Here is a 24,772-nt window from a genome sequence, read left to right on the forward strand (position 1 = left end):
AGACTAGGCTGGTAATTCAACGACTAAGCCTATCCGCCAGCCAGGAGCACCGTGAGCGAACTCGACGAACGTTACGGCACAAGTCGCCGCATGACGCTCAACTCGACACACTGGGTGTGGGTGGCGGCGCTGGCCATGCTCGTCGGTGTGGTGGGGTTTTGGGCGTTGACGGCGTTTTCGGCCAGCGCCACTGTCGAAACCCAAACCGCGCGCTTCGAGGTCACCTCCCCCACCTCGATCACGCTGCAGGCGCGCGTGTCGGTGCACCCCGGCACGCCGCTCGCCTGTGCGGTTGAAGCGCACAATACTACGGGCACCGTTGTGGGGTGGAAAGTGATCGAATTGGCGCCGAATGAGCAGGCTCACCAGGTGATCGAGGTGAAGCTGCGCACCACCCAACCGGCAGATGTTGCGCAGGTGCAGGAGTGTTGGGTCATCCAGCACTAACCGAACCGGCTCGCATCCAAATGAATCTGCTCTTATCTGCTTTTTATTGGATGCGCTAATATAGAGAAGCTGCCCCGACACGAGGTCGGGGTTCATTTTTATCCAAAAGGAGACCACATGTCGCAGCAGAACGAGTCGACCTGGCTCACCCAAGCCGCGTATGACCGTCTTCGTGCCGAACTTGACGAACTTTCGACCACTGGTCGACGCAATATAGCAAAGGAAATCCAAGAGGCGCGGGAAGACGGCGACCTGAAAGAAAACGCCGGCTACCACGCTGCCCGTGAAGAGCAGGGCCGCATCGAGGCCCGCATTGTTGAAATCGAAGCCATGCTGAAAACCGCCGTGGTTTCAGAAGCCCCCGAGGCTGCCGGAGTTGTCGAACTTGGCACCGTTGTTCGCGCCACAATAGCCGGCCGCGAACAGAAGTTCTTGTATGCCGATGCCGAACTCGAAGCGCAAACCGATCTGCGGGTGTTTTCGCCCGATAGCCCAATCGGTGCCGCCGTCGAGGGCCTGAAAATCGGCGAGTCAACCAGCTACCTCGCACCGAACGGTCGCGATATTCCCGTTGAAATCATCGACGTCGAAACTTTCCGCGGCTAGTTACTCGATACCGCACAAATCGGCCCCGCGCACCACTGTGGTGTTCGGGGCCGATTCGCTACGTGCCGCGATTATACCGTGGCGTAACGGTCGACACGAGGTTCATACCCCGCGGCCCGCAACGAGTCGAGCACGAGCGCCGCATGCTCGGTACCGCGAGTTTCCACCGAGATCTCCAGTTCAACCTGCGTGATCTGCAGCCCCTTGTTGTGACGGGTGTGCAGCACCTCGATCACGTTCGCGTTGATATCGGCGAGGATTGTCGAGATGCGTGCAAGGTGCCCCGGCACATCGTGCAGCCCGATGATGATGTGCATGTACCGGTCGGATGCTGTGAGGCCCTGCGCAATAACCTTTTCGAGCATCATCGGATCGATATTGCCACCCGAAAGCACCGAAACGGTCTTGCCGCTATCGTGAATCTTGCCGGCGAGCATCGCCGCAACCCCCGTGGCACCGGCAGGCTCGACCACAAGCTTTGCGCGCTCAAGCAGCAGCAGAATCGCCCGCGAGATATCTGCATCCGATACCTCGACGATTTCATCGACATGTTTACGCACCAGTTCGAAAGTGATCTGACCGGGTTCGTTGACCGCGATACCGTCGGCAATGGTCGGCCGCCCCGCAACTTTGATGGGATGCCCCGCGGCAATTGACGGCCGGAAGGGTGCCGAGCCTTCCGCCTGTACGCCAATCACGCGAATATCACGCCCGAGTTCGGCCGCCTTGAGCTTCAGCAGCGACGCCACCCCCGAGGCGAGTCCGCCGCCACCGATCGGCACAATCACGGTGTTAACATCCGGAGTCTGTTCGAGAATGTCAAGACCGAGAGTTGCCTGGCCGGTGATGATGTCGGGGTGATCGTAGGGATGAATAAAAGTGGCTCCGGTGCGTTCGGCAAACTCTTTTGCACCCGCGAGCGAATCGGCCACGTTATACCCCTGCAACACCACATCGGCGCCGTAGTTTCGAGTGGCTTCCAGCTTCGGAATGGGCACTCCGATCGGCATGTAGATGGTGGCGGGGATACCAAGCTCGGCGGCTGCGAACGCGACGCCCTGAGCGTGGTTACCGGCGGATGCGGCAACCACACCGCGGGCCCGCTCTTCTTCTGAAAGCTGCGAGAGCCGATAGGTCGCACCGCGAAGCTTGTATGAACCGGTGCGCTGCATGTTCTCGCATTTAAGGAACACCGGCGAGCCGACATATTTGCGCAGGAATTTCGCCGACTCCATCGGCGTGACGCGCGTGGTGCGCTGCACGGCCTCACGAGCCTGCTCGATTCGCTCCAGAGTGGGCTCGAATGTGAGGTCAAGTTCGGTGGTCATGCGCGTAACTTCTTTCTAACGCGGAGGGTCAGCGGCGGGCGGCTGGGAACTCTACCGCCCAGCGAGTCGCTGTCGTCTGACAGACCAATGGTGGGGTCGGGATCGCCTCGCCACTTGCCCGATTGAATGTATTTCACCATCGTACGTATCGCTGCGACCGTCGGCACCGCGAACACCGCCCCGGCAATACCAGCAAAAATCGACCCGGCACTCACCGACACCAGCACGGCAAGCGGATGGAGCTCGACAGCTTGCCCCATGATGAGCGGCTGCAACACATTCGCTTCGATCGCCATCACCGCGATGACAATCGCGAGCATGATGACCGCATTCCAAAACCCGTTTGCGATGAGCGCGATGAGCACAGCCACCGCGCCCGATGCCACCGCACCCACGAGCGGGACGAACGCGGCGATAAACACGATGATGCCGATGGCGAGCGCGTAGGGCACCTGGAGAATGATCGCGCCAAGAAAAACACCAACCGCATCGATGAACGCTACAACCACTTGCACCCGAACATAGTGACCGGTAGAAATCCAGGCGCGCTCCCCCGCACCGTCGACCGCGGCCCGGGCACCCACCGGCAAGAACGAGACGATGAACAGCCAAATTCGCCGACCATCCGCCAGATAAAAGACGATGGCAAACAGGGCGACCGTGGCACCGGTGACCACCGAAGCGGCGGTGGAACTTGCCGCGAGTGTTCCCTGCACGAGCGAGGCCGCGTTTTGTTTCACCCAGTTGGTGGCCTCGCCGTACCACTGCTGCAGGTGATCGGTGGTGATGTGCAGTGGGCTGTCTTCGAGCAGTTTGAGCAGCTCTTGGCCGCGGCGCTGGATGCTCTCAATATCGAATTGCTGACCGCTGCGGAAGGCAACCACCACCAGTGCAATGAGCGCCGATAGCCCGGCCAGCAGCGCCAGCAGTGCAATCAAGATGGCAATCCATGCCGGCCAGCGCAACCGGTCGCGGAAGTAGTTCGCGATTGGGGTGATGAGTGCGGTGAGCAAGATCGCTACCAGCAGCGGGATCACCACGATACTGCCCTTGACAAGCAGCCACCCGATCGGGATGGCGGCCAAGACAATAACAATCAGCCGCCATGCCCAGGCCGCGGCCACCCGTACCGGCTTGGTCACATACTCGCGATCTTCGGGCAGGCGCGTATCGACCACACGTTCTTCGATGACAGTTTCGCCACCGGCTTTCCTGTTGTCAGCCATTAGAACTGAACCCGCGGTGGCTCCGAGATGGCGGCGCGATCCGTTACTTCGTAGATCGCGCGCTCCGCGGCGCGGGCGCTACCGGCAACAAGATTGTTGGGGAACCGGGTGATCTGGCGGTTATAGCCGCGCACGGTGCTGTTGTAGCTGCGCCGAGCGGCCTGAATCTTGTCTTCGGTCTGTACCAGGTCGGCTTTGAGCTGGAGGAAGTTTGGTTGGTTCGTGAGCTGTGGGTAACCCGAAACCAGCCCGAACAGACTGCGCAGCGCACCCTGGAAACGGTTCTCAGCCGAGGCGGCTTCCTTGGGGCCGGCACTGGCTACCGCATCGCGGCTCGCGCCTTCAAGCTCGGCATACACCTGCTGTTGCGGGCCGGCGAATTCACGCACCGCAGCGACCAGGTTGGGAATCAGGTCATTGCGCCGTTTGAGTTGGTCGGCGACGTCATTCCAGCTCGCATCCACCCGTGCGGTCGCTGTCTGCAGATGTTTGCGGGTGATGAAGAACCACACCGCGACGGCAATCACAATGACCGCAACAATGATCACGGGAATGAGCCAGCCAAGGTTATCCATGACCCGAATTCTAGCGAGCGCAGTTTGCCGCCGCAGCGGGCGTTACTCACCATGACCGCCGTTGCGGTGCCCCGGATGCCTCGCCAGCTCGCAGAACGCTCGGGTTCGATGTCGAAACAAGCCGAACTCGGTCGGTGTTGAGTAGTCCCCCGGGCGGGGTTCGAACCCGCACTTTGGCGATTTTAAGTCGCCTGCCTCTGCCAATTGGGCTACCAGGGGATGTCACCGCCGGCCAACACTGGCGGTGCAACGGCGGCGCCGCCGCACCCTATTAAGGGTACGGCGGCGCGTCCAATTCGCAACTTGAAGGTTACGAATCAGCCTGCTTCGCGGCCGCAGCTGGCTTCTTAGCGGCCGGCTTCTTCGCAGCGGGCTTCGGACGTGCGGCGAAGCGCTCAAAGAAGTGCTTCGGTTCGCGCACCTTCGACAGCGACACGAAGTCGCGGCCCCACACTGTCTGGCTGCACCAGTTGCTGAACACGCGCGCCTTGCGTTCGTAGGTGGGAATCGCCATGCCGTGGTAGCCGCGGTGCATGAGCCACGCAATAAAACCGGTCATGCCACGCTTACCCGACTGGAAGGCACCGAAACCAAGGCCGAGACCAGCAACGGCGCCCATGTTCTCGTGGTAGTAATCGGTGGGTGCGTCCCCACGCAGTGTCGCCACAAGGTTGCCGGCGAGCACCTTGGCCTGCCGCACCGCGTGTTGAGCGTTCGGCACGCAGTATCCGGCAACTCCGCCGCCCGACAGATCGGGCACCGCGGCAACGTCACCGGCTGCCCACGCATCCTGCACGATGCCGTCATCGCCCTCAACACGAAGATCGGCGCGCACCCGCACATTGCCGCGTTCGTTCACGGGCAGGTCGGTGAAGCCCTTGGCGAGCGGGTTGGCCATCTGACCGGCGGTCCACACAATGACGTCGGTGGGGAACTTGTCACCATTCGAGGTTTCAACAACACCGTCAACTGCCGACGTGCACTGGGTGTTCAGGTGCACCGTGGCGCCGCGTTCGGCGAGGTTCTTGATCACGCTGAGCGCGGTTTCTTCGGCAACCTCAGGCATAATACGACCGGCCGCCTCAATGAGGTGGAACTGTACATCATCAAACTGCAACGACGGGTAGTCGGCCAGCAGTGCGGTCGCGAGCGAACGCATCTCGGCGAAAGCCTCAATACCGGCAAAACCGCCACCCACAACAACAAAGGTGAGCAGGCGCGAGCGCTCGGGGCCTGGAGCCATGGTCGACGCCCGGTTGAAATTGTCGATCATGGTGTCACGCACCCACACCGCCTCTTCAACCTGCTTGAGACCGACAGCATTTTCAGCGATACCGGGAATCGGGAAGGTGCGGCTCACAGCCCCCGCAGTCATCACGACGATGTCGTAGCCGAGCGTGTACTCATCACCATCGGCCGGCTTGATCGTCGCGGTTTTGCTGGCGTGGTCGACTTTGGTGACCTCAGCGGTGATCACGCGAGTGCGCTTGAGATGCCGGCGGTGCGAAACCACTGCGTGACGAGGCTCGATCGAGCCGCTAGCAACCTCGGGCAAAAAAGGCTGGTACGTCATGTACGGCAGCGGGTCGACCAGGGTGACCTGCGCTTCACCAGGGTTGAGTTTCTTTTCGAGCTGACGAGCAGTGGTGAATCCTGCATAACCGCCGCCGATGATCAGAATCTTCGTCACGCCGAACCTCTTTCGCTGAGATGATGAACTGGACACAGCTGGACTGTCACTGCCGATTGTAGACCTGCAACATCACGGCACCTGGATGTAGCTGGGATGCGCGGATGCTAAAACTCCGCGGTCGCGGCGCGCAGCAACCCACAACAGTTCGCGGCTAGGCGCACTGACAGCGTTCGATGCTCCAGCGCGATTCGCGCAACGCCCAATCACCCATTGGGTTCACCCCGGGACCAGCTGCCAGCGCGTGAGCTGCCAGTGCATGCAGACACTTCACACGCGTGGGCATCCCGCCCGCGGTGATGTTGGCGATCTCAGCAACGTGCGCCACCGATTCTCGCTCACGCAGATACTGTTCGTGCGCGCGCTGGTAGGCAGACCGCAGCTGCTCGTCTGCCGCCAGTGCATCCTGCATCTGCACCATCAAATGTGCCACTTCAAGACGCGACATCTCGGCAGTTGCGGCTGGATGCGACAGGTAGTACAGGGTAGGGAACGGCGTCCCATCTTCCAGGCGCGGCGCTGTGACCACCACCACCGGGTTGCCACACACGCAGCGAGCGCCGATACCAAGCACACCGCGCATTGGGCGGCCGAGCTGCTGTTCGAGCACTTCGAGATCGCGCTCGGTTGCCGGGGTGTAGTGGGCAGATGCGGTCACGGTTGCTCCTGCTTGGGCTGATCGGGTTTTGGTTGCTCATCAGCTTTGGCGGCACGGATGAGCGAATCGAGGTAGAGCGCGTTCGAGTCGGTGGTGGTGGTGTGCTGTTCAACCGACACTTCGACCGGCACCCGCACGGCCGCCTGCTTGCCGGCGTCGATCACGGTGTAGCTGGTGTCTCCAGGGTTCACGAATAATAGACGCCCTCGCGCCTGTGATCGGATGTAGGCCGGGTCGCTCCAGCGGCGCTGCTCAGTGCGCAGTGCGTTAGTTTGTTGGTTTGCTTCGTCGATGTCTTGGCGCAGTTGGGAGATGCGCACCTGCTGCTCAATCAACTGGTTAATGGTCGGAGTGACCAGCCCGACACCTACCACCACGGCGGCAAGAATAATGAGTGAGCCGACACCCGGACGACGCGTCGATCGCCGCTTCGTGGAAGCGGTGGCGTGTTGGTGCCGGTCAGTCATGGTTTCCATTGTCGTTGATCATCTTGGAAGCCTGTCTCCGCATCGCCGATACCGCTCCATCCGTTTATCCGGCCATCCCCTCTTCGCCGCCGCTACCCGCCACTGTCCTCCCTCACTCAGCCTCCGCACCAACTTTGGTCACATACCTGCCGGTACGCATACATCGGCACATCAACCAGCATTTGACCAAAGTTGGTTTTTTGGGAAGCCGGCGCAGAGCGAGCGGGTGCAGAACAAGCGAGGCGGTTAGAGGCTGGGTGCGGACGGGGTGGCCAGACAGAGCAGGGCAGAAACGCAGCTGGGCCCGGCACCGAAAATTGGTGCCGGGCCCAGGCTGTGAAGTGCGAAACTACTTGGCTGTAAAACGCGGGAAGGCGTGGGCGCCCGCGTAGCTAGCCTGATCGCCGAGCTCTTCTTCAATGCGAAGCAGCTCGTTGTATTTGGCAACGCGGTCGGTGCGGGCCGGGGCACCGGTCTTGATCTGACCGCAGTTGGTGGCCACCGCAAGGTGAGCGATCGTGGTGTCTTCGGTCTCACCCGAGCGGTGTGAGAGGATCGCGGTGTACTGGTGTAGGTGCGCCAGCGACACAGCGTCGAGCGTTTCGGTAAGGGTGCCGATCTGGTTCACCTTGACCAAGATCGAGTTGGCAACACCGAGTTCGAGGCCGCGCTGCAGGCGCTCGGGGTTGGTGACAAACAGGTCATCGCCCACGAGCTGCACCTTGTCACCGATCTTCTGGGTGAGCGCAACATAGCCGTCCCAGTCTTCTTCAGCCAGCGGGTCTTCAATGCTGACGATCGGGTAGTCGACGATGAGCTGCTCATAGAACGCGGTCATCTGCTCAGCAGTGAGCTCTTCGCCTTCGAAGTGGTAGACGCCGTCCTTGAAGAACTCGGTCGAGGCCACGTCGAGACCCAGCGCAATGTCGGTGCCGAGCTTGAAGCGAGTTGCGCCGATCGCCTCAACGATCAGGTCGAGCGCCGCGCGGGTTGAGGGCACGTCGGGAGCGAAGCCGCCCTCGTCGCCGAGACCGGTCGAAAGACCCTTGCTCTTGATGGTCTTCTTGAGCTGGTGGTAAACCTCGGCACCCCACTGCAGCGCCTCTTTAAAGCTGCTGGCACCAATCGGCAGGATCATGAATTCCTGCACGTCAACACCGTTGTCGGCGTGCGCGCCACCGTTGATGATGTTCATCATCGGCACCGGCAAAACGTGCGCGTTGGCGCCGCCAACGTAGCGGAAAAGCGGCAGGCCAGCCGAAACAGCTGCAGCTTTAGCGGTGGCGAGGCTGACACCGAGCAGTGCGTTCGCGCCGAGACGTTCCTTATTTTTGGTGCCATCGAGTTCGATGAGCTCAGCGTCGACCGTGCGCTGATCGGTTGCGTCGAAGAACTCAAGCGCGGGGTTGATCTCGTCAACCACACCCTGCACGGCTTTCTCAACGCCCTTCCCGAGGTAACGGTTGGCGTCACCATCACGCAGCTCGTAGGCTTCGAACGCGCCGGTCGAGGCACCCGAGGGCACGGCAGCGCGGCCACGTGAACCGTCGTCGAGTGTCACCTCTACCTCAACGGTCGGATTTCCTCGTGAATCAAGAATTTCGCGGGCAAAAACGTCAACGATGAACGACACGTGCAGCTCCTCAGGTCGTAGTGCCAGTTGCACTCACAGCCTACTGCCCTGGCGTGAACAGAACGCACAGTCCCCGACAGTTCGCTGAGCAACTGTCGGGGCCGGTGGGTTTGTGACTGGACTCGAACTAATTGAGCGGTTCGAGCGTGATGGTTTCGGGGTGAGCAAGGTGCTCATCGCGCAGGTGCGCAACGTGGGTGAATCCCTCGGATGCTGCCCGATCAAGCAGGTTGCGTACGTTTTTGGGTCGCTTTTCGAGCCGCACTCGACGCCCCGGCTGCAGCAGCGCGTGTTTGAGAAGCATAGCGTCGGCGGGCGGGATGCGTTTGTCGACGAGCGCGATGACCGATTCGGTTTCGTCGGAATCCTGTTCGGCGACGAGATCGACGATGCGTTCAAACCCGATCGAGAATCCGCAGGCAGGCACATCCTGGCCCAAAAAGCGTCCGATCATGCCGTCGTAGCGACCACCGCCGCCCACTGATGAACCGGATGCGGGATGCGCCACCTCAAAAATAGTGCCCGTGTAGTAGCCCATACCGCGCACGAGAGTCGGGTCGTACACCAGCGGCAGCGCTCCCCCACCGGCAGCCACTGCCGAAGCAATTTCGCCGAGCGATTGGGCTGCGGCGCGCACCAGCTCGTTCGCGCGCAGCGATTGCGGCAGCGAAGCAAGGACGGCTTCGGTGTTCAGGGGGATACCCTCAGCAAGCAGTGGCTCCCAGCCCGTGAGTGCCTCGCGCAGCCGTTCGGCAGCGACCGCATCGACCGTGCCGAGTTCGTCGACCACTCCGTCAACACCAATCTTGTCGAGCTTGTCGACCGAGATGAGGGCACCCGGCTGCTGCTCGGCAGCAAACCCGCACCACTCAAGCAGGCCGGTGAGCAGCCGACGATCGTTCACCCGGATAGTGCAGTCGTGCAGCCCCAGTTCGGCAAGTGCTGCCGAACCGGCAATCAGCAGCTCGGCTTCGGCAAGCAGCGACGGCTCACCCAAAATATCGACATCGCACTGCACAAACTGGCGGTAGCGACCCTTCTGCGGTCGCTCAGCACGCCACACGGGCCCGGTCTGCATTGAGCGGAACACCGTCGGCAGGCTACCCCGATGCGTTGCCATGAAACGCGCCAACGGCACGGTGAGATCAAATCGCAGCCCGAGGTCGCTCAACGCCAACGGGTTGCCGGTGCGAGCGGCTGCTTCAAGCGCGGCTTGATCGAGGCCGCGGCGCATCACGGCAAACGAGAGTTTCTCGTTGTCGCCGCCCATCCCCGAATGCAGCCGCGCGCTGTCTTCCACAACCGGAGTTTCAATTTCGTCAAACCCGTGGGCCGCGTACACTCGCCGAATGGTGGCGAGCACGCGCTCGCGGCGACGCTTGTCTGCTGGTAGGAAGTCGCGCATACCGCGCGGCGGATTGATCTGTGTGGCCATAGTGCTTCATTATCTCTCGCCAGCGCAGTGTGCGCGCATTTGCTCGCCAAGCCGCTGCCCAGCATCCCGTGTTTACGTTAGAAACAAGTTCCGTTCACCAGAGGTGTCGATCATGAGTTCACTCGTGCTGTTTCGTTCCGAGTATGGCCACACCGAAAAGTATGCGCAGTGGTTGGGCGAGTCGCTGAGCACTGCGCCTATCAATCTGGCAGATCGCCGCCCGACGCCGCTGATTGGTGGCGAGTACGCAATTTTTTGTTTTGCCCGTGTATATTGCCAATCTCACGGCAGTTAAGCGTGTTGGGCAGCCAGCTGCGGCCGCACCCCAGGTGCCGATCGCGATTGCCACGGTGAGCATGAACGATCTCTACAGTGATACGAACGCGCGGGATGAGGTGCTCAGCAAGTGCAAAGCCGCACTGCCGGCGCCGGTGTTTGAACGGATCAACTGGTTCTATCTGCGCGGCGGTCTCGACTATGAGCGGATGCGGTTTACGCATCGGATGCTGATGCGGATGATGTACGGCATGGCCCAGCGGCACCAAGAAGGGTGATGAGAAGGCGCCAGAATTTTGCGATAGCTATGGCAATTCGGTTGATTTCACCGATCGTGCACTACTCGAACCCGTACTCGAATTTGCACGATCGGTGAACGACAAGAAAGGACAGCCGAATGCATCCAACGCAACCCGGTGCTGACCATGTGTTGATCCCCAATCAGACCGGCCCGATCATTCTCGCTGGTGTGATCTGCAGCGCGCTGGGTGGCCTCACGGTGCTGATAGAGCTCGTGCCTGGTATCTCGGTTGAATCGCCCCCGGAGGGCATCTCCATCTTGGGCGTGGTTGTTCTGCTGCTCGGCCTGACCTTGTTAACCGCCCCGCTTTGGATTCGCCGCAAGCGCTGGATCGAGGCCGACGCGCACCAGCTGCGCTATGTCGACCCGAAGTTCCCGGACGAACAGTGGCGGCTCAATTGGCAGGACCTCGATGCGGTCGAGATTCATGTTGGCCGACTGCCCGCCCAATCTGTACTCAGCCGTTTTCGTCCGCGCCACCGAGTGCGGCTCGTGCTCTTTACCGCCGGCCGCGGTCGAGCGATCGAGTTCCGCTCGCTGCGCGCGAGTGAAGGAGTTGCCGGGCCGGGTACCTTTGCCATGTTCTTTGGTGATATGCCGAAGCTGGTGCAGCCACTGGATGCGTTCCTGCGTCGGAATGCCAGGCCACGCTATCGACGACTGCTCGATGAGGGACTGGTGAATAACCCGCTCTAGTTTTTACCGAGCTCGCTTGTTGTTTCGGCCGCACGCACCCGCTCGGCAAGCCTGCGGGTGGCGTCGCGCAGCGCGGCTTCGGCATCCACCCCCGCTTCGTGCGCGGCCGCTGCGAGCGCCAGTAGCGCGTCACCAATCGCGTCGGTGTCGGTTGATGCGAGCGTGGCTGGTGTAACCGTGACGGGAAGCGTTGCCGATTTTGCAAGCACTTTCTGGGCAAGCGCGAGCGCGGGCATGCCGAAGGCGACACCGTCGAGCACCGAGGTGCGGTTGGCTTTCTCAACGGCTTTGGCTTCGTGCCACAGCCGCAGGATTTCGTCGATATCGCGGGTTGGGGTCGGGCCGAATACGTGCGGGTTTCGGCGCAGCAGTTTGTCGGCCTGGTCGCGGGCGACGTCTTCGAGGTCGAACTCGGCGGCAATATCGGCGTGGAAGAGCACCTGAAACAGCACGTCACCGAGTTCCTCACGCACATCGGTGGCCGTTCCGGTTTCGATCGCATCGATCAGCTCGGCGGTTTCTTCCTGCAGGTAGGGCACGAGGCTGCGATGGGTTTGCGCCTCGTACCAGGCGCATCCCTGCTCACCGCGAAACGCATCCACTACGGCCAGCAGCCGCAGCAACTCGCGGTGCGTGGCGGGAGCTGTTGCGGCGGCTTCGTTTACTCGGTCGAGCGGATGCTGACCGCTTGCTTCGGTCACGATGAGGCACCTGGTTTTGCGGTTTCGGTTTGCGCTGGGTCGGGTGATTCGGCGTGGTCGGTCTCGGTGTCAAAGATGGCACGGAAAATACCGAGCAGCCAGTCGATGAGTTCGGTGTCGGTGACGGGTTTGCCGAGCCGTCCGCCCGGCAAAGGCAGCGTCAGAACTCCCTGCGCATCCTGATATTTTGCATCCGGATACATGCGGCGCAGCCGAATCTGTTTCGAGTCGGCAAGTTTGACGGGGGTGATGCGCAACACTTTCCCCATCGCCACAACTTCTGAGAGTTCGAGCAGGCCCGCCATGCGCCGGATGCGTGACACTGCCACGAGCGTCTCGGTGCTTTCGGGTAGCTCACCGTAGCGGTCGCGCAGTTCGTCAACAACCAGGTCGATATGGCCGGGTTTGGCGTTGGCTGCGGCGGCTGCTGAGAGTTTCTGGTAGGCCTCGAGGCGCAGCCGTTCTGAGTCGATGTATTCGTCGGGGATGCGCGCATCCAGCGGCAGTTCTAGGCGCAGTTCGCTGCGGGATTCGTGGTGTTCGCCGCGGAATGCCTCGACCGCCTCACCGATCATGCGCAGGTAGAGGTCGAAACCGACGCCGGCGATATGCCCCGATTGTGCGCCGCCGAGCAGGTTTCCGGCGCCGCGCAGTTCGAGGTCTTTCATTGCCACCTGCATGCCGGCGCCGAGTTCGTTGTTTGCGGCGATAGTTTCGAGCCGGTTGTGAGCAGTTTCGGTGAGCGGTTTGTTGCCGTCGTAGAGGAAGTAGGCATAGGCGCGGTCGCGCCCGCGCCCGACACGCCCGCGCAGCTGGTGCAGTTGGCTGAGTCCGTAGCGTTCGGCGTCGTCGATGATGAGGGTGTTGGCGTTGGGGATGTCGAGCCCGGTTTCGACGATGGTGGTGGTGACGAGCACGTCGAATTTGCGTTCCCAGAAGTCGACCATGACCCGCTCGAGACTGTTTTCGCTGAGCCGGCCGTGGGCAACCGCGATGCGGGCTTCGGGCACGAGTTCGGCCAGGTGCTGGGCGACTCGATTAATGGATGCGGTGCGGTTGTGGACGTAAAACACCTGCCCTTCACGCAGCAGCTCGCGGCGGATTGCGGCGGTGATTTGTTTGTCGGATTTCGGGCCGACGAAGGTGAGGATGGGGTGCCGGTCTTCGGGCGGGGTTGCCAGTGTTGACATTTCGCGGATGCCGGTGGCCGCCATTTCGAGGGTGCGCGGGATAGGGGTGGCACTCATGGCGAGCACGTCGACATTGGTTTTGAGCTGCTTGAGCTGTTCTTTGTGGTCGACACCGAAACGTTGTTCTTCGTCGATAACGACAAGCCCGAGGTCGTGGTAGGTGAAGTCGTCGCTGAGCAGCCGGTGCGTGCCGATCACGATATCGACCGTTCCGTCGGCGAGCCCCACCTTTGTTTCGGTGATCTCTTTCGGTTTTTGGAATCGGCTCACACCGCGGATCTGTATCGGGAAGCCGGCCATGCGTTCGGTGAAGGTTTCGAGGTGTTGGCGCACGAGCAGGGTTGTGGGTACGAGCACCACCACCTGTTTGTTGTCCTGCACCGCCTTGAACGCGGCACGTACCGCGACTTCGGTTTTGCCGAACCCCACGTCTCCCGATAGCAGCCGGTCCATCGGCAGGGGTGATTCCATATCGCGTTTGATTTCGTCGATGGTTTGCAGCTGATCGGCGGTCTCGATGTATGGGAACGCCTCTTCAAACTCGTGCTGGAACGGGGTGTCGGGGCTGAACGCGTATCCGCGGGCGGCTTGCCGTTCGCTGTAGAGCTTGACGAGCCCCACCGCGATTTCGTGCGTGGCTTTGCGTGCCTTCGACTTCGTTTGTGCCCAATCGCTGCCACCCATTTTCGACAGCGTGGGCTCTTCACCGCCCACATAGCGGGTGAGCTGGTCGAGGTGATCGGTGGGAACGAGCAGCTTGTCGCCGGGGTGCCCGCGTTTTGACGGGGCGTATTCGATGACGAGAAACTCTTTGGTTGACCGCTGCCCGGGCCGTCCGGGCACGGGGATTTCGCGCTGTTCGAGGCGCTGGAAGCGGCCGATGCCGTGCTGATCGTGCACGACGTAGTCGCCGGTTTTGAGCTGCAGTGGGTCGACAACCTGACCGCTGCGGCGGCGGGCGAGTTTTCGTGGTGCGGCGGCGTTATAGCCAACCGCGCGGCCGTAGAAGTCGGATTCGGTCAGCAGCGCGAGTTTTTGGTTGGGCAGTTCGATACCGACGCTCAGTGGCGCGTGCACCAGGTAGCAGACGCCGGGTTCGAGTTCGTCGGGGTTTTCGGGCAGTTCGGGTACGGGGCGTCCGGCGGCACCGCGTTCAGCAAGCACTTGCACGGCGCGTTCCACAAGACCGGGGCCGTTGGCTGACATCACCACGGTCCAACCTGCTTGCAACCGGTTAACCACGTGGTCGACTGCCGATTCGGTGTTCCCCGCAAAGCTTGGCACCGGTTCGCCGGTGAGCCGCATCGAGTTGTCGTCGGCGTCTTCGTCGCCGCCAAATTGCGAGAAGGTCCACCAGGGCCGCCCGCCTTTGAGCTCTCGCAATTGACCAAGAGCGAGGTAGTCGCCGCCTGAGAGATCGATTGGGGCCTCTGCTCCCGCGGTTGCAGCACTCCAGGCAGCTTCGAGAAACTCGCGGTTAGTTTGCCGCAGGTCGTTGGCGCGGGTGGTGACCCGTTCGGGGCGCAGCACGGCGACGGCCGCGTTTTCGGGTAGGTAGTTGATGATCGGCACAAGTTCATCGACAAGTGCCGGTGCGAGCGACTCCATCCCCTCAACGGCGATGCCTTCAGCCATCTTGCCGAGCATCCCCGAAATATTCGGGAACTCGTGTTCCATTTCGCGAGCGCGGTTGCGCACCGATTCGGTGAGCAGCAGTTCGCGGCTGGGAGTGAGGGTGATGCGGCCGATGGTTTCGTCGAATGAACGCTGGTCGCTCACCGAGAACGGTCGCATCTCGTCGATTTCGTCACCGAAAAAGTCGACGCGCACCGCGTGTTGGGCGTCGGGCGGGAAAACGTCGAGGATGCCGCCGCGCACCGCAAACTCTCCGCGGCGGGTGACCATATCGACTCGGGCATAGGCAAGTTCAACGAGCTGTTCGGCAATGTTGCCGAGGTCGTAGTCTCGCTCCCCTGCTACCAGTTCAAGCTGTCGGGCTGAGTCGAGCTGCGGCATCAACGGCTGTAGTGCGGCACGCACCGAGGCGAACATGATGAACGGCACCTGCGCTTCGGGAGCGACTTGGGATGCGGTGCCGACACTGGCTGCGCCGGTGGTGACCGGCTCGCCACGGCGCCACTGGCCGAGCGCGCGCATGGCGACAAGCCGGCGACCGGTGGTATCGGCGCTGGGGCTCAAGCGTTCGTGCGGCAGCGTCTCCCAGGCGGGAAACTCAACAATATGCGCCGCCGGCAAAAAGGCGGCGAGATCGGTTGCGTACTGTTCGGCTTCGCGACTGGATGCGGTGATCACCAGCGTGCAGGAGGGTGCCGACAACTCGCGTGAGCGCGCTTCGATGAGTGCCGCCAGTAGTGGCGCACTGAGCCCCTCGGCGAGGGTGAAGTCGGTGTCACGATCGGCACGCGAAACTGCGCGCGCAAAGCTATCGGCCTGCTGGGCTGCCGCGAGAAATCCGTGAAGTCGCACCCAAGCATTCTAGTTGGCGGCCCGCGGCGCCCTCCAACCGGGTGCGTGAGCCACTGGCCGGGCGTGACTTGTTAGGCGAGGTCGGCCGAGTCGATCAGCACCGTAAACGGCCCCTCATTGACCGAGCTGACGCGCATCATCGCCCCGAACCGACCGGTTTCGACGTGCAGGCCGGCTGCGCGCAGCAGCTCGCAGAACTGTTCGATCAGGGGTTCGGAGTGTTCGCGACCCGAAGCCTGCGACCATGATGGCCGCCGGCCTTTGCGCACATCGCCATAGAGCGTGAATTGGCTCACCACCAGCACGGGCGCGTCAAGGTCGAGGGCCGAGCGCTCGTCGTCGAGGATTCGCAGGCCCGCCAATTTGCGGACGATCTTCGCGGCATCCGCTTCGGTATCGGTGTGGGTCGCGCCCACGAGCACGAGCAGCCCGGGTCGAGGTAGCTGCCCAACGATTTTGCCCTCGACCTCAACTGAGGCGCTTGAGCATCGTGTGACCACGGCTCGCATGATGAATCCTCCGCTGCCAATTGGCGCTGACTGGCATATAGCTAGCTGGCCGGGGCGTGAAATTTTTGTTGCGCGGCCACGAGCCCGTCGGTGACCGTCAGTTCGACGGCATCCACCGCATCCTCGATCAGCACCGGGAGTGCATCCCGCTCGGTGCTGCCAAACGGCCGCAGCACGAAGTCGGCGACATCTTGCCGCCCGGGCGGCCGACCGATGCCAACCCGAACCCGAATGTAGTCGGGGCCGATTGCCGCAGAGATATCGCGCAGCCCATTGTGCCCACCGTGCCCGCCACCGCGCTTGAGCTTCAGAGTGTCGAAGGGAATATCGAGTTCGTCGTGTACGACGATGATCCGATCGATTGGGATGTTGTGGTATTTCACCAGCTGCGAAACCGGGCCGCCGGACATGTTCATGAATCCGGTCGATTTGGCAAGTATCAGTTTGGGTTGCCCGGGGGCTGGGCGCCCCTCGGCAACGACCGCGCTCGCGCGCGGATGGCGACGGAAACGTGTCGCCATCCGCTGCGCGAGCGTGTCAACCACCAGCTGGCCGATGTTGTGCCGCGTTGCCGAATACCGGTCACCAGGGTTCCCCAGACCAACAACGAGCCACTCACCAGCCACTGTTTGTTACTCCTCCGAGGCTTCTTCGGCCGGAGCTTCGGTGGCCACCTCATCGGCGGCGTCTTCGTCTTCTTCAGGCGCTTCTTCCTGCGGAACAGCAATGGTGAAGATGACGATTTCGGTCTCTTCGTCAACCAGTTTGGTGCCCTTGGGCAGGGTGAGGCCGGTCGCAAGCACAACGGTGCCCTCTTCGAGACCCTCGACGCTGTGGATGATGTTCTCGGGAATGTCGGTGGCCTCGGCCGAAACGAGCACCGAAGCGGTCTCCTGCAGCAGAATGGTGCCCGAGAACGGCTCACCCTCGGCGATAACCGGAACTTCAACCTCGACGCGCTCGCCCTGCTTCACGATGAGCAAGTCGATGTGCTCGATAACCTGCAGCACCGGGTCACGCTGCACATCTTTCACGAGCGCGAGCTGCTTGGCACCGTCGATGGTGAGTTCGAGCAGCGCGTTGGCGCGGCGAACAAGCAGCATGGTCTTGTGACCGGGCAGTGCCAGGTGCTGTGGTTCGGAACCGTGACCGTAGAGCACGGCGGGGATCTCGCCGGCGGCACGCAGACGGCGTGCAGCTCCCTTACCGAACTCGGTGCGGACGGTGACGTCGAGCTTGTTGTCGAGCTCCTGTGCCATATTGGCTTCCTTTCGCGTTGTGGCAGGCGAGACGCCCGCGCAAAACCCCGCGACTACGGAACCTGCGCACCGCGTCGATAACGGGCGCAGCTGGCCCCTCGCCGAAGTACGCCCGCCAGTTTACACCGATTTAGGCGACCCGGCGCGAGTTATTGATCTGCGGTCACCCCAGAGCGTTACTGCCGGGATGCCTGACGCACCAGGCGCAGTGCTTTTCGATAGCCCGAGCCGCGCAATAAGTGTGCGACGAGACCGATCGTCAGGAACACCACCGCTTCAACAGCTGTGCTTACCACCATGGTGTTCGCAAACGAGGCATCGAATCTTTCGGCAGCCATATTCGAGAGCATGAGTGCTTGCACCCCTAGGAAGATACTGAAAACCATCGGTGCTAGACCCGAAATCAATGAGCTGCACACCACAACGAGCTTGATCAGACCGGGGATGAGTAACATTACGACCGCTACGGCCAGTTGGTCGTCAAGGGTCGATGTCAGCCACTGCGAGAAGTTCTCCATGATGTTGCTACCCGGAATAAGCGGCTCGAGGCTAATGAACAGCGCGGCTAGGCCCGCGAGCACACCGATCACCATCGCCACTATGCGAGCCTTCAGGCTGGGACTGCCGTTCCCCTCTTCAAGCACCACCATAACGTTGGCGCGGCCGTGATACCGGTGGTGATCGGCCGCGGGAAGATCATGCCCGGTGGGCATCATTGGCGGTTGCGGTACCGCGTGCTGCGGGTTGTGCCACTGCGGCGGTGTGTTGGGTCGGGGGCCCGTTGTGCCAGGCTGTTGCGATGCTGGCGGCACCGCGGCGGGCAACACCTGGGTGGGTTCATCCACTCGAGTGGTGGGGCTCGGCTGACGAACAAACTTGAGGTCGTCAGTGTCATAGCGACTGGTCGGATCAGTTGTGTCGGTAGCGCCACGCGACGGCGCACCGCTGCCAAGCCCCTCCGCCGGTGGGTAGGCACTGTCGGCGTTCAGGTCATAGGTGCGGGTCGGGGTGGGTTCATCTTTTGCTGAGTTGTTGGCTGCGGGCTGATTCCACCATGGCTGCTGGCCGGTCATGAGCTTGTGCCCTTCCTTCGTAAGCATTGTCGTAGCGACGCTTGGCTGTTCCGAGCAGTTGGCTTTAGCGTAACGATCCCGGCAGCCAATTCCGGTCATCCTCGGTAACGATTTTTTCTGCGGGCATCCATAATCGAAGGAAGCACTACCCAATGAAAGGCGAGCCATGACTGATACCCGCACAACACCGGCGAGCGCACCCGCCAATATCGGAGTCGTTGGATTGGCCGTGATGGGGTCGAATCTTGCTCGCAACCTGGCCTCCCGCGAGGGCAACACTGTGGCCATCTTCAACCGCTCCCCCGGGCGCACCGACGCGCTGGCTGCCGCACATCCCGAGGCAGGGTTCGTGGCAGCGCACAGCCTGGAACAGTTCGCCGCTTCATTGCAGCGTCCTCGCACCGCGATCATTATGGTGCAGGCCGGTGCCGCCACGGATACGGTGATCGACCAGCTGTGCGACGTGTTCGAGCCCGGCGACATCATTGTCGATGGCGGTAATGCGCTCTACACCGACACGATTCGTCGGGAAGCCGCGGTGCGCGAGCGCGGTCTGCACTTTGTGGGCGCCGGCATCTCGGGCGGTGAAGAGGGTGCGCTCAACGGCCCAGCCATTATGCCGGGCGGCCCCGCCGAGTCGTATCGCACCCTCGGCCCCATTCTCGAATCGATCGCGGCCCGCGCCCCCGAAGACGGATCGCCGTGTGTGGCGCATATCGGCACCGATGGTGCCGGCCACTTCGTGAAGATGGTGCACAACGGCATCGAATATGCCGATATGCAGCTGATCGGCGAGGCCTACGATCTGCTCCGTAAGGTTGGTGGGCTCGAATCGGCGCAGATTGCCGAGGTGTTTGCCGAGTGGAACCGCGGCGATCTCGAGTCGTATCTCATCGAAATCACCTCCGAGGTGTTGCGCCACATCGACGCCGAAACCGGTAAACCCTTTGTTGACATCGTTGTCGACCGGGCGGGGATGAAGGGCACCGGCACCTGGACCGTGCAGACCGCGCTGTCGCTGGCGGTGCCGGTTTCAGGAATTGGTGAGGCAGTGTTTGCTCGCGGTGTGTCGGGCCGCATCGCGCAGCGCGCAGCGGTGCGTCCCACTATCACCAATCGTCCGCAGCCGGTCGCTGTCGATGACGGCTTCGTTGAGCAGGTGCGATTGGCGCTGTATGCATCAAAGGTGATTGCCTACGCTCAGGGTTTCGACCTCATTCTCGAAGGCGCCCGTGAGTACGGTTGGGAAATCGACCCCGGCGTAGTGGCGAAGGTGTGGCGCGCCGGATGCATCATCCGCGCCCGGTTCCTCAACCGCATCGCCGAGGCCTACGACCGCAACCCGCACCTGAGCTCGCTGCTGGCCGACCCGTATTTTGCCGACGAGGTCGCCAAGGGTGCTGATGCTTGGCGTCACGTGGTATCGACCGCGGCCCTTTCGGGTGTGCCGGCACCGGCGTTCGCTGCCTCGCTCGCCTACTACGATTCGCTCGCAGCCGACCGGTTGCCTGCCGCACTGATCCAGGCGCAGCGTGACTTTTTTGGCGCGCACACCTACGGACGGGTCGACCGGGATGGCACCTTCCATACCAATTGGTCGGGCGACCGCAGCGAGCAGCAGCTGGACTAGTCGCGGCTTGCCTCACCTCGGGCAGTGGCTTCGTCACTGCCCGAGGTGTCTGCTGGTGCATCGTCGAGGTTGCCGTATTTCTGTTGCAAGAAGTCGAGGTGCGCGTCACTGTTTCGGCGGGCATCCCCCAGCACTTCCTGTTCTAGTTCGTCAACGCCGCGACGCATCAATTCGACCACTCGGTCGAGATCACGCTCGAGCTCAGTTGCGGCTTCGGCTGCCTGCCCGGTTTTGAGTCGCTTCACGCCGGCAAGTCGCGCTGCCAGCACCCGGTATTCGGTCATCCGGTCGACCTTCAGCGTCACGAGCTTCGTATACGCGGGATGCGAGGCGTTGATAGCGCCGGTTTTCTCAAGCATCAACAGTCGCCGCTCGAGCTGTCCCATACGCTCATCAGTTTCGAGAGTTGCGCTTTTCGGCCCGGCGGCGGGAGTGATCGGCATGGCGGTCGCCCTCACCACATCGTCAATGAACGAGTTGCGGCTCGATGGACGCTCGAACGGGCTCACGACGATTTCGTTGTCGCCGTTCACCCGCACCCGAAAACTCGCGTGTCCACGCCCGGTGACGGTGCTCACCGACCCGGGCTCGCCGGTGCGCAGGGTCTCGCGAATCCGGGCCCGAACGGGAGCACCCGCCGCGCCACGAAAATCGGCCGCATACGACTGCGATAGTGCCTCACTCGCCGCCTCGATCGCGGCGTTACGAGCGCGCACTTGCCGTTGGCGGCGCTTCCCACCCAACCAACCACCGATGAAAGCTACGACTCCGACACCGGCGATCACCACCGGCATGAACGGCTGTATGACAGCGAGGTTGAGCAGACCGGTGAGTGATCCGGCACCAAGCCCCAGTGTTCCCCAGCCAACACCAGACCAAAACGGGATGGTGCCGGCGGGCACCGCGTTGCGGCGCCACATCTTGTCTCCCACCGGAGCCACAAAACGCAGGTCAGTGTCGCTTCCGTCACGCCGCCAGCCAACCTCGCTTTCGGGAAGCGATACGGGCACCGGCTCATAGCGCTCCAGCGCAGCTCCACTCAAATCAGTCATATGTCTATTGTCACCGATGCGCTTGATCGGCAGCCGCAGGGGCTCGGCCACCCCACCGAGCCCCGGCGCAAAACTAACGGCTACTGCGCAGCTACCAGCGCCTCACGAGTGGCAGTGGCAGCTTTCACGAGCCCACGCAGCGAAGCGATGGTCTCGTCATAGCCGCGGGTTTTCAAACCGCAGTCGGGGTTAATCCACAGTCGGTCACTGGGAATCGATCTCGCGGCGATCTCTACCAGTTCGGCGATCTCATCGTCGGTGGGCACCCGCGGCGAGTGAATGTCCCACACACCGGGGCCAATCCCGCGCGGATAGTCGTGCGCCGCCAGATCGGCCACAACCTCCATCCGTGAGCGTGCCGCCTCGATCGAGGTGACATCAGCATCGAGCCCGTCAATTGCCGAGATGATCTCACCGAACTCCGAATAGCACAGGTGGGTGTGAATCTGCGTCGTCGCTGCCACTGCGGCGGTGGCGAGACGGAAGGCAGCCACCGACCAGCGCAGGTAGTCTTCGTGGCGGGCACGTTCGAGTGGCAGCAGCTCACGCAGTGCCGGCTCATCAACTTGAATGATGTGGATGCCGGCAGCTTCCAGGTCGGTCACTTCATCACGCAGTGCCAGCGCCACCTGCGCGGCGGTTTCGGCAAGCGGCTGGTCATCACGCACGAACGACCAGGCCAGGATGGTGACGGGGCCGGTGAGCATGCCCTTGACCGGGCGGTCGGTGAGCGATTGGGCGTACTGCGACCAGGGCACGGTGATCGGTGCCGGGCGTGACACATCGCCCCACAGAATCGACGGGCGGGTGCAGCGGGATCCGTACGATTGCACCCAGCCGTTTGCGGTGGTGGCAAATCCGTCGAGGTGCTCGGCGAAGTACTGCACCATATCGTTGCGCTCGGGTTCACCGTGCACGAGCACATCCAGACCCAGGTCGAGCTGCAGCTCAATCACGCGGCGAATCTCGTCGCGCAGGAAGCCGTTATAGGTGTGCTCATCAATGTCACCGTGCAAGAAATCGCGGCGTGCACGGCGAATTTCGGTGGTCTGCGGGAACGAACCGATAGTGGTGGTGGGCAGCGGTGGCAGTGCCAGTGCGGCCGCCTGTGCTGCTGCCCGCTGATTGTATGGTTCGCGCTGGCGATCGGCGCCGGTGATTGCGGCCACCCGTTCGCGCACCGCCGGGTTGTGCACGCCGGGGGCAGCCTCACGGTCGGCGAGGGCCGTGCTTGCCGCATCCAGTTCGGGCTGAATGTGCTCGCGCCCGTGTTCGAGTCCGCGTGCCAGCGTCACCACTTCGCGAGTTTTTTCATCGGCGAACGCCAGCCATGAGCGCAACTGTTCGGGTAGCGCTTCGGTTTCATCTGCAAGCGTGTGCGGCACATGAAAAAGCGAGGTGGAGGTCGCTACCGCAACGCGGGCGCCGGTATCACGCAGCCGCTCAAGTTGTCGCAGCGCCCGATCAAGGTCGGCACGCCAAATGTTGTGGCCGTTAATTACCCCGGCCACCAGCTGCACCCGCTGCTCATTCGCCGCTGCCGCCGGTGCCTCGCCGTTAACGAGGTCGATACCGACGGCCTCCACTCCCGAACCGGCAAGCTGTTCGAAGCTCGTGTCAGGAAGGGCGGCATACGAGGTGGCCACAAAGATTGCGGGCCGATCGCTTGCCGCTGCCAGTTCACGGTACACCTGCCCGGCAAGCTCACCCAGCCGAGCCTGGTCGTCGCCGAGCAGCTGCGAAACGAGTGCCGATTCATCCAGCTGCACCCATTCGGCTCCAGCATCCCGAAGATCGGCCAGCAGTTCGCGGTACACGGGCACGAGATCAGCGAGCCGGTCAAGCGGGTCGAATCCTTGGGGTGCGGCATCGCTCGCTTTCGCCAGCGCCAGGAAGGTTACCGGCCCAACGAGCACCGGGCGGGTGACGTATCCGGCGGTTATCGCCTCGCGCACCTGTTCGGCGCGCTCACGGTTGGCGTAGTGGAAGGTGGTTTCGGGGCCGATTTCGGGCACCAGGTAGTGATAGTTCGTGTCGAACCATTTGGTCATCTCGAGCGCCGGATGCGTGGCGTCACCGCGTGCCAGCAGGAAGGCATCGTCGCTGGTCACAGACTCGTCCCCGATGGCGTCGCTGAAGCGAGCCGGCACCGCGCCCACGGTGACCAGCGTGTCGAGCACCTGGTCGTAGGTTGACGAGTCTTCGGGGATCGACGAGTCGGCGCGGCCAAGGCCAGCACCGGCGAGTCCGGCACGGGCAGCGGCGCGCACTTCGCCACGCACGCGCTCGAGTTCGTCACGGGTAGTTTTACCGCGCCAGTACTGTTCGAGTGCGCGTTTGAGTTCGCGGTTACGGCCGATACGGGGATAACCGAGGACGGTGCCGGTGGGGAATGACTGGTGCTGGGTGGTCATACTGTGCTTCTTTCACATCGTGGTCGACTGCGGTGCGGTGGGTAGCCGCCGGGTGCTGGTGGGGTGCGCGCTCGGCTCTGTCGCCCGTGGCGTTCAGTGCGAGCGCATCAGCATTCGAAACGCTGCGGTCGAGGTTGATTCGGGAACCGGTTCATGTTTGGCCAGTAGCGCCTGGGCGCGGGCACGATCAACCGCGCCAACTCGGCACAGCAGCTCAACCGGTTCGCTCACCCGGTTTTGGGTGTAGAGATGTAGCCCCGGAGCTCCCCCGTCGAGCAGGTCGTGACACATGGCGGTTGCCTGAGCGATACCGAGTTCTTTGCGGGCGGCGTCGCTCGCGCACGATTCGAGCGCGCGCTGCCAGCGCTGCGGTACCGCCTCGCCGCTCAGTTGTGCCATGCGGTTAAGCCGAGCAATTGAGGTGATCGGCATGATGCCTGGCAGGATGGGGATGGTCACGCCGTGGGCGCGAGCTCGTTCGACAAAGCGCAGATAGTCGTCGGCTTCAAAAAATAGCTGGGTGATGGCGAGGTTGGCGCCGGCGGCTTCTTTGGCCAGGAGGGTGTCGAGGTCTTGTTGCTCGTCACGCGATTCTGGGTGACCGGTAGGATAGGCCGCCACGGCGATGATGCCGCCGCGCGCATCCCGTACGCGCCAGCGCCCGTCGGTGGGGGTGACGTGTTCGAGTTCTTCGGGGATGCGGGTGCGCCGCACCCCGCGCACCAGCTGCGCGAGTTCGGCACCGGTGCGGATCTCGCCGAGCCACTCATCCCCTAGCGCGTCCGCCGGTTTATCGCCGCGCAGGGCGAGGAAGTCGCGGATGCCGCGGTCGATGAACTCACCGATGAGTGCCGAAAGCTCTGCGGTGGTGGCGCCCACGCAGGTGAGGTGTGCGAGCGGGCGTACCCCGGCGAGGTCGCGCACCAGTTCGAGTACGCCCAGCGACTCTGTGCGTGATGATCCGCCGGCACCGAAGGTGACCGAAATGAATTCCGGCCCCAGCGCACCCAATTGGCGCGCGACTTCGGGCATCCGCGCCGCGACGGCGGGCGTGCGCGGCGGGAATAGCTCGAATGAGAACGGAATGGCGGTCATGCAGCCACCGTATGGCGAGCCGCA

The 24,772-nt window shown here is 62.5% G+C and carries 23 protein-coding genes and 1 tRNA gene; 6 read left to right on the top strand and 18 right to left on the bottom strand.

Going from position 1 to position 24,772, the window contains the following annotated elements:
• Positions 1–51 precede the first annotated feature (51 nt).
• Together RQ865_RS07760 and greA are read left to right on the top strand one after the other, a co-directional pair.
• Positions 52–447, top strand: coding sequence for a DUF4307 domain-containing protein (locus tag RQ865_RS07760; protein ID WP_311478629.1), 396 nt, complete (start codon positions 52–54; stop codon positions 445–447).
• Positions 448–564: 117 nt separating this feature from the next.
• Complete coding sequence (gene greA, locus RQ865_RS07765; RefSeq protein WP_311478630.1) at positions 565–1,053, top strand: transcription elongation factor GreA; 489 nt, start codon at positions 565–567, stop codon at positions 1,051–1,053.
• A gap of 71 nt (positions 1,054–1,124) precedes the next feature.
• Here greA and ilvA read toward each other — a convergent pair whose 3' ends face one another.
• From ilvA to hisS, 9 genes are all read right to left on the bottom strand, one after another.
• The gene (gene ilvA / locus RQ865_RS07770; protein WP_311478632.1) at positions 1,125–2,381 is read right to left on the bottom strand and encodes a threonine ammonia-lyase; all 1,257 of its coding nucleotides are present in this window, start codon (positions 2,379–2,381) and stop codon (positions 1,125–1,127) included.
• A complete protein-coding gene (locus RQ865_RS07775) occupies positions 2,378–3,607 on the bottom strand; it encodes an AI-2E family transporter (protein WP_311478633.1) in 1,230 nt (409 codons plus the stop codon). The genes ilvA and RQ865_RS07775 overlap by 4 nt, the downstream gene beginning before the upstream one ends.
• Positions 3,607–4,182 carry a LemA family protein gene (locus RQ865_RS07780; protein ID WP_311478635.1) on the bottom strand — a complete coding sequence of 192 codons (576 nt, stop codon included), beginning with the start codon at positions 4,180–4,182 and terminating at the stop codon, positions 3,607–3,609. Before RQ865_RS07780 ends, RQ865_RS07775 begins: the two co-directional genes overlap by 1 nt.
• 145 nt (positions 4,183–4,327) lie before the next feature.
• Positions 4,328–4,401: transfer RNA gene (locus tag RQ865_RS07785), tRNA-Leu, on the bottom strand.
• A 91-nt stretch (positions 4,402–4,492) separates the two neighbouring features.
• Positions 4,493–5,872 carry an FAD-dependent oxidoreductase gene (locus RQ865_RS07790; protein WP_311478637.1) on the bottom strand — a complete coding sequence of 460 codons (1,380 nt, stop codon included), beginning with the start codon at positions 5,870–5,872 and terminating at the stop codon, positions 4,493–4,495.
• A 154-nt stretch (positions 5,873–6,026) separates the two neighbouring features.
• On the bottom strand, positions 6,027–6,455 hold the full coding sequence (locus RQ865_RS07795) for a DUF501 domain-containing protein (RefSeq protein WP_311478706.1): 429 nt from the start codon (positions 6,453–6,455) through the stop codon (positions 6,027–6,029).
• A 71-nt stretch (positions 6,456–6,526) separates the two neighbouring features.
• Entirely contained in the window at positions 6,527–6,997 is a 471-nt protein-coding gene (locus RQ865_RS07800; RefSeq protein WP_311478639.1) for a septum formation initiator family protein, read from the bottom strand.
• A 349-nt stretch (positions 6,998–7,346) separates the two neighbouring features.
• Positions 7,347–8,630 carry a phosphopyruvate hydratase gene (gene eno / locus RQ865_RS07805; protein WP_311478641.1) on the bottom strand — a complete coding sequence of 428 codons (1,284 nt, stop codon included), beginning with the start codon at positions 8,628–8,630 and terminating at the stop codon, positions 7,347–7,349.
• A 127-nt stretch (positions 8,631–8,757) separates the two neighbouring features.
• On the bottom strand, positions 8,758–10,065 hold the full coding sequence (gene hisS / locus RQ865_RS07810) for a histidine--tRNA ligase (RefSeq protein WP_311478642.1): 1,308 nt from the start codon (positions 10,063–10,065) through the stop codon (positions 8,758–8,760).
• A 112-nt stretch (positions 10,066–10,177) separates the two neighbouring features.
• Between hisS and RQ865_RS07815 the strand changes: the two genes are divergently transcribed.
• The 3 genes from RQ865_RS07815 to RQ865_RS07825 all read left to right on the top strand — a co-directional run bounded on the left by RQ865_RS07815 (position 10,178) and on the right by RQ865_RS07825 (position 11,338).
• Entirely contained in the window at positions 10,178–10,360 is a 183-nt protein-coding gene (locus RQ865_RS07815; protein WP_311478644.1) for a hypothetical protein, read from the top strand.
• Positions 10,326–10,619: a hypothetical protein gene (locus RQ865_RS07820; protein WP_311478645.1), complete on the top strand. Its 294-nt coding sequence runs from the start codon at positions 10,326–10,328 to the stop codon at positions 10,617–10,619. Before RQ865_RS07815 ends, RQ865_RS07820 begins: the two co-directional genes overlap by 35 nt.
• 119 nt (positions 10,620–10,738) lie before the next feature.
• Positions 10,739–11,338 (top strand): hypothetical protein, encoded by a 600-nt coding sequence (locus RQ865_RS07825; protein WP_311478646.1) that lies wholly within the window; start codon positions 10,739–10,741, stop codon positions 11,336–11,338.
• Here the strand turns inward: RQ865_RS07825 and RQ865_RS07830 are convergent.
• The 6 genes from RQ865_RS07830 to RQ865_RS07855 all read right to left on the bottom strand — a co-directional run bounded on the left by RQ865_RS07830 (position 11,335) and on the right by RQ865_RS07855 (position 18,557).
• Complete coding sequence (locus RQ865_RS07830; RefSeq protein ID WP_311478647.1) at positions 11,335–12,039, bottom strand: MazG family protein; 705 nt, start codon at positions 12,037–12,039, stop codon at positions 11,335–11,337. The genes RQ865_RS07825 and RQ865_RS07830 overlap by 4 nt on opposite strands.
• Complete coding sequence (mfd, locus tag RQ865_RS07835) at positions 12,036–15,716, bottom strand: transcription-repair coupling factor (RefSeq protein WP_311478649.1); 3,681 nt, start codon at positions 15,714–15,716, stop codon at positions 12,036–12,038. Before mfd ends, RQ865_RS07830 begins: the two co-directional genes overlap by 4 nt.
• A gap of 71 nt (positions 15,717–15,787) precedes the next feature.
• Entirely contained in the window at positions 15,788–16,225 is a 438-nt protein-coding gene (gene dtd / locus RQ865_RS07840) for a D-aminoacyl-tRNA deacylase (RefSeq protein ID WP_311478650.1), read from the bottom strand.
• A gap of 41 nt (positions 16,226–16,266) precedes the next feature.
• A complete protein-coding gene (pth, locus tag RQ865_RS07845) occupies positions 16,267–16,851 on the bottom strand; it encodes an aminoacyl-tRNA hydrolase (RefSeq protein WP_311478651.1) in 585 nt (194 codons plus the stop codon).
• A gap of 6 nt (positions 16,852–16,857) precedes the next feature.
• Positions 16,858–17,484, bottom strand: a complete 627-nt coding sequence (locus RQ865_RS07850; protein WP_311478652.1) for a 50S ribosomal protein L25/general stress protein Ctc — start codon at positions 17,482–17,484, stop codon at positions 16,858–16,860.
• A gap of 176 nt (positions 17,485–17,660) precedes the next feature.
• Positions 17,661–18,557 (bottom strand): hypothetical protein, encoded by an 897-nt coding sequence (locus RQ865_RS07855; RefSeq protein WP_311478653.1) that lies wholly within the window; start codon positions 18,555–18,557, stop codon positions 17,661–17,663.
• A 166-nt stretch (positions 18,558–18,723) separates the two neighbouring features.
• Between RQ865_RS07855 and gndA the strand changes: the two genes are divergently transcribed.
• A complete protein-coding gene (gene gndA / locus RQ865_RS07860; RefSeq protein WP_311478654.1) occupies positions 18,724–20,187 on the top strand; it encodes an NADP-dependent phosphogluconate dehydrogenase in 1,464 nt (487 codons plus the stop codon).
• On the opposite strand, the gene RQ865_RS07865 is transcribed toward gndA, so the two are convergent.
• The 3 genes from RQ865_RS07865 to RQ865_RS07875 form a co-directional block, all read right to left on the bottom strand.
• The gene (locus RQ865_RS07865) at positions 20,184–21,239 is read right to left on the bottom strand and encodes a hypothetical protein (protein ID WP_311478656.1); all 1,056 of its coding nucleotides are present in this window, start codon (positions 21,237–21,239) and stop codon (positions 20,184–20,186) included. The two genes, gndA and RQ865_RS07865, sit on opposite strands and share 4 nt — an antisense overlap.
• A gap of 80 nt (positions 21,240–21,319) precedes the next feature.
• Entirely contained in the window at positions 21,320–23,653 is a 2,334-nt protein-coding gene (gene metE / locus RQ865_RS07870) for a 5-methyltetrahydropteroyltriglutamate--homocysteine S-methyltransferase (RefSeq protein WP_311478658.1), read from the bottom strand.
• 93 nt (positions 23,654–23,746) lie between these two features.
• The gene (locus RQ865_RS07875; protein ID WP_311478659.1) at positions 23,747–24,748 is read right to left on the bottom strand and encodes a methylenetetrahydrofolate reductase; all 1,002 of its coding nucleotides are present in this window, start codon (positions 24,746–24,748) and stop codon (positions 23,747–23,749) included.
• Positions 24,749–24,772: the final 24 nt, after the last annotated feature.

Source organism: uncultured Gulosibacter sp., from assembly GCF_963509965.1.
Classification (GTDB): Bacteria; Actinomycetota; Actinomycetes; order Actinomycetales; family Microbacteriaceae; genus Gulosibacter.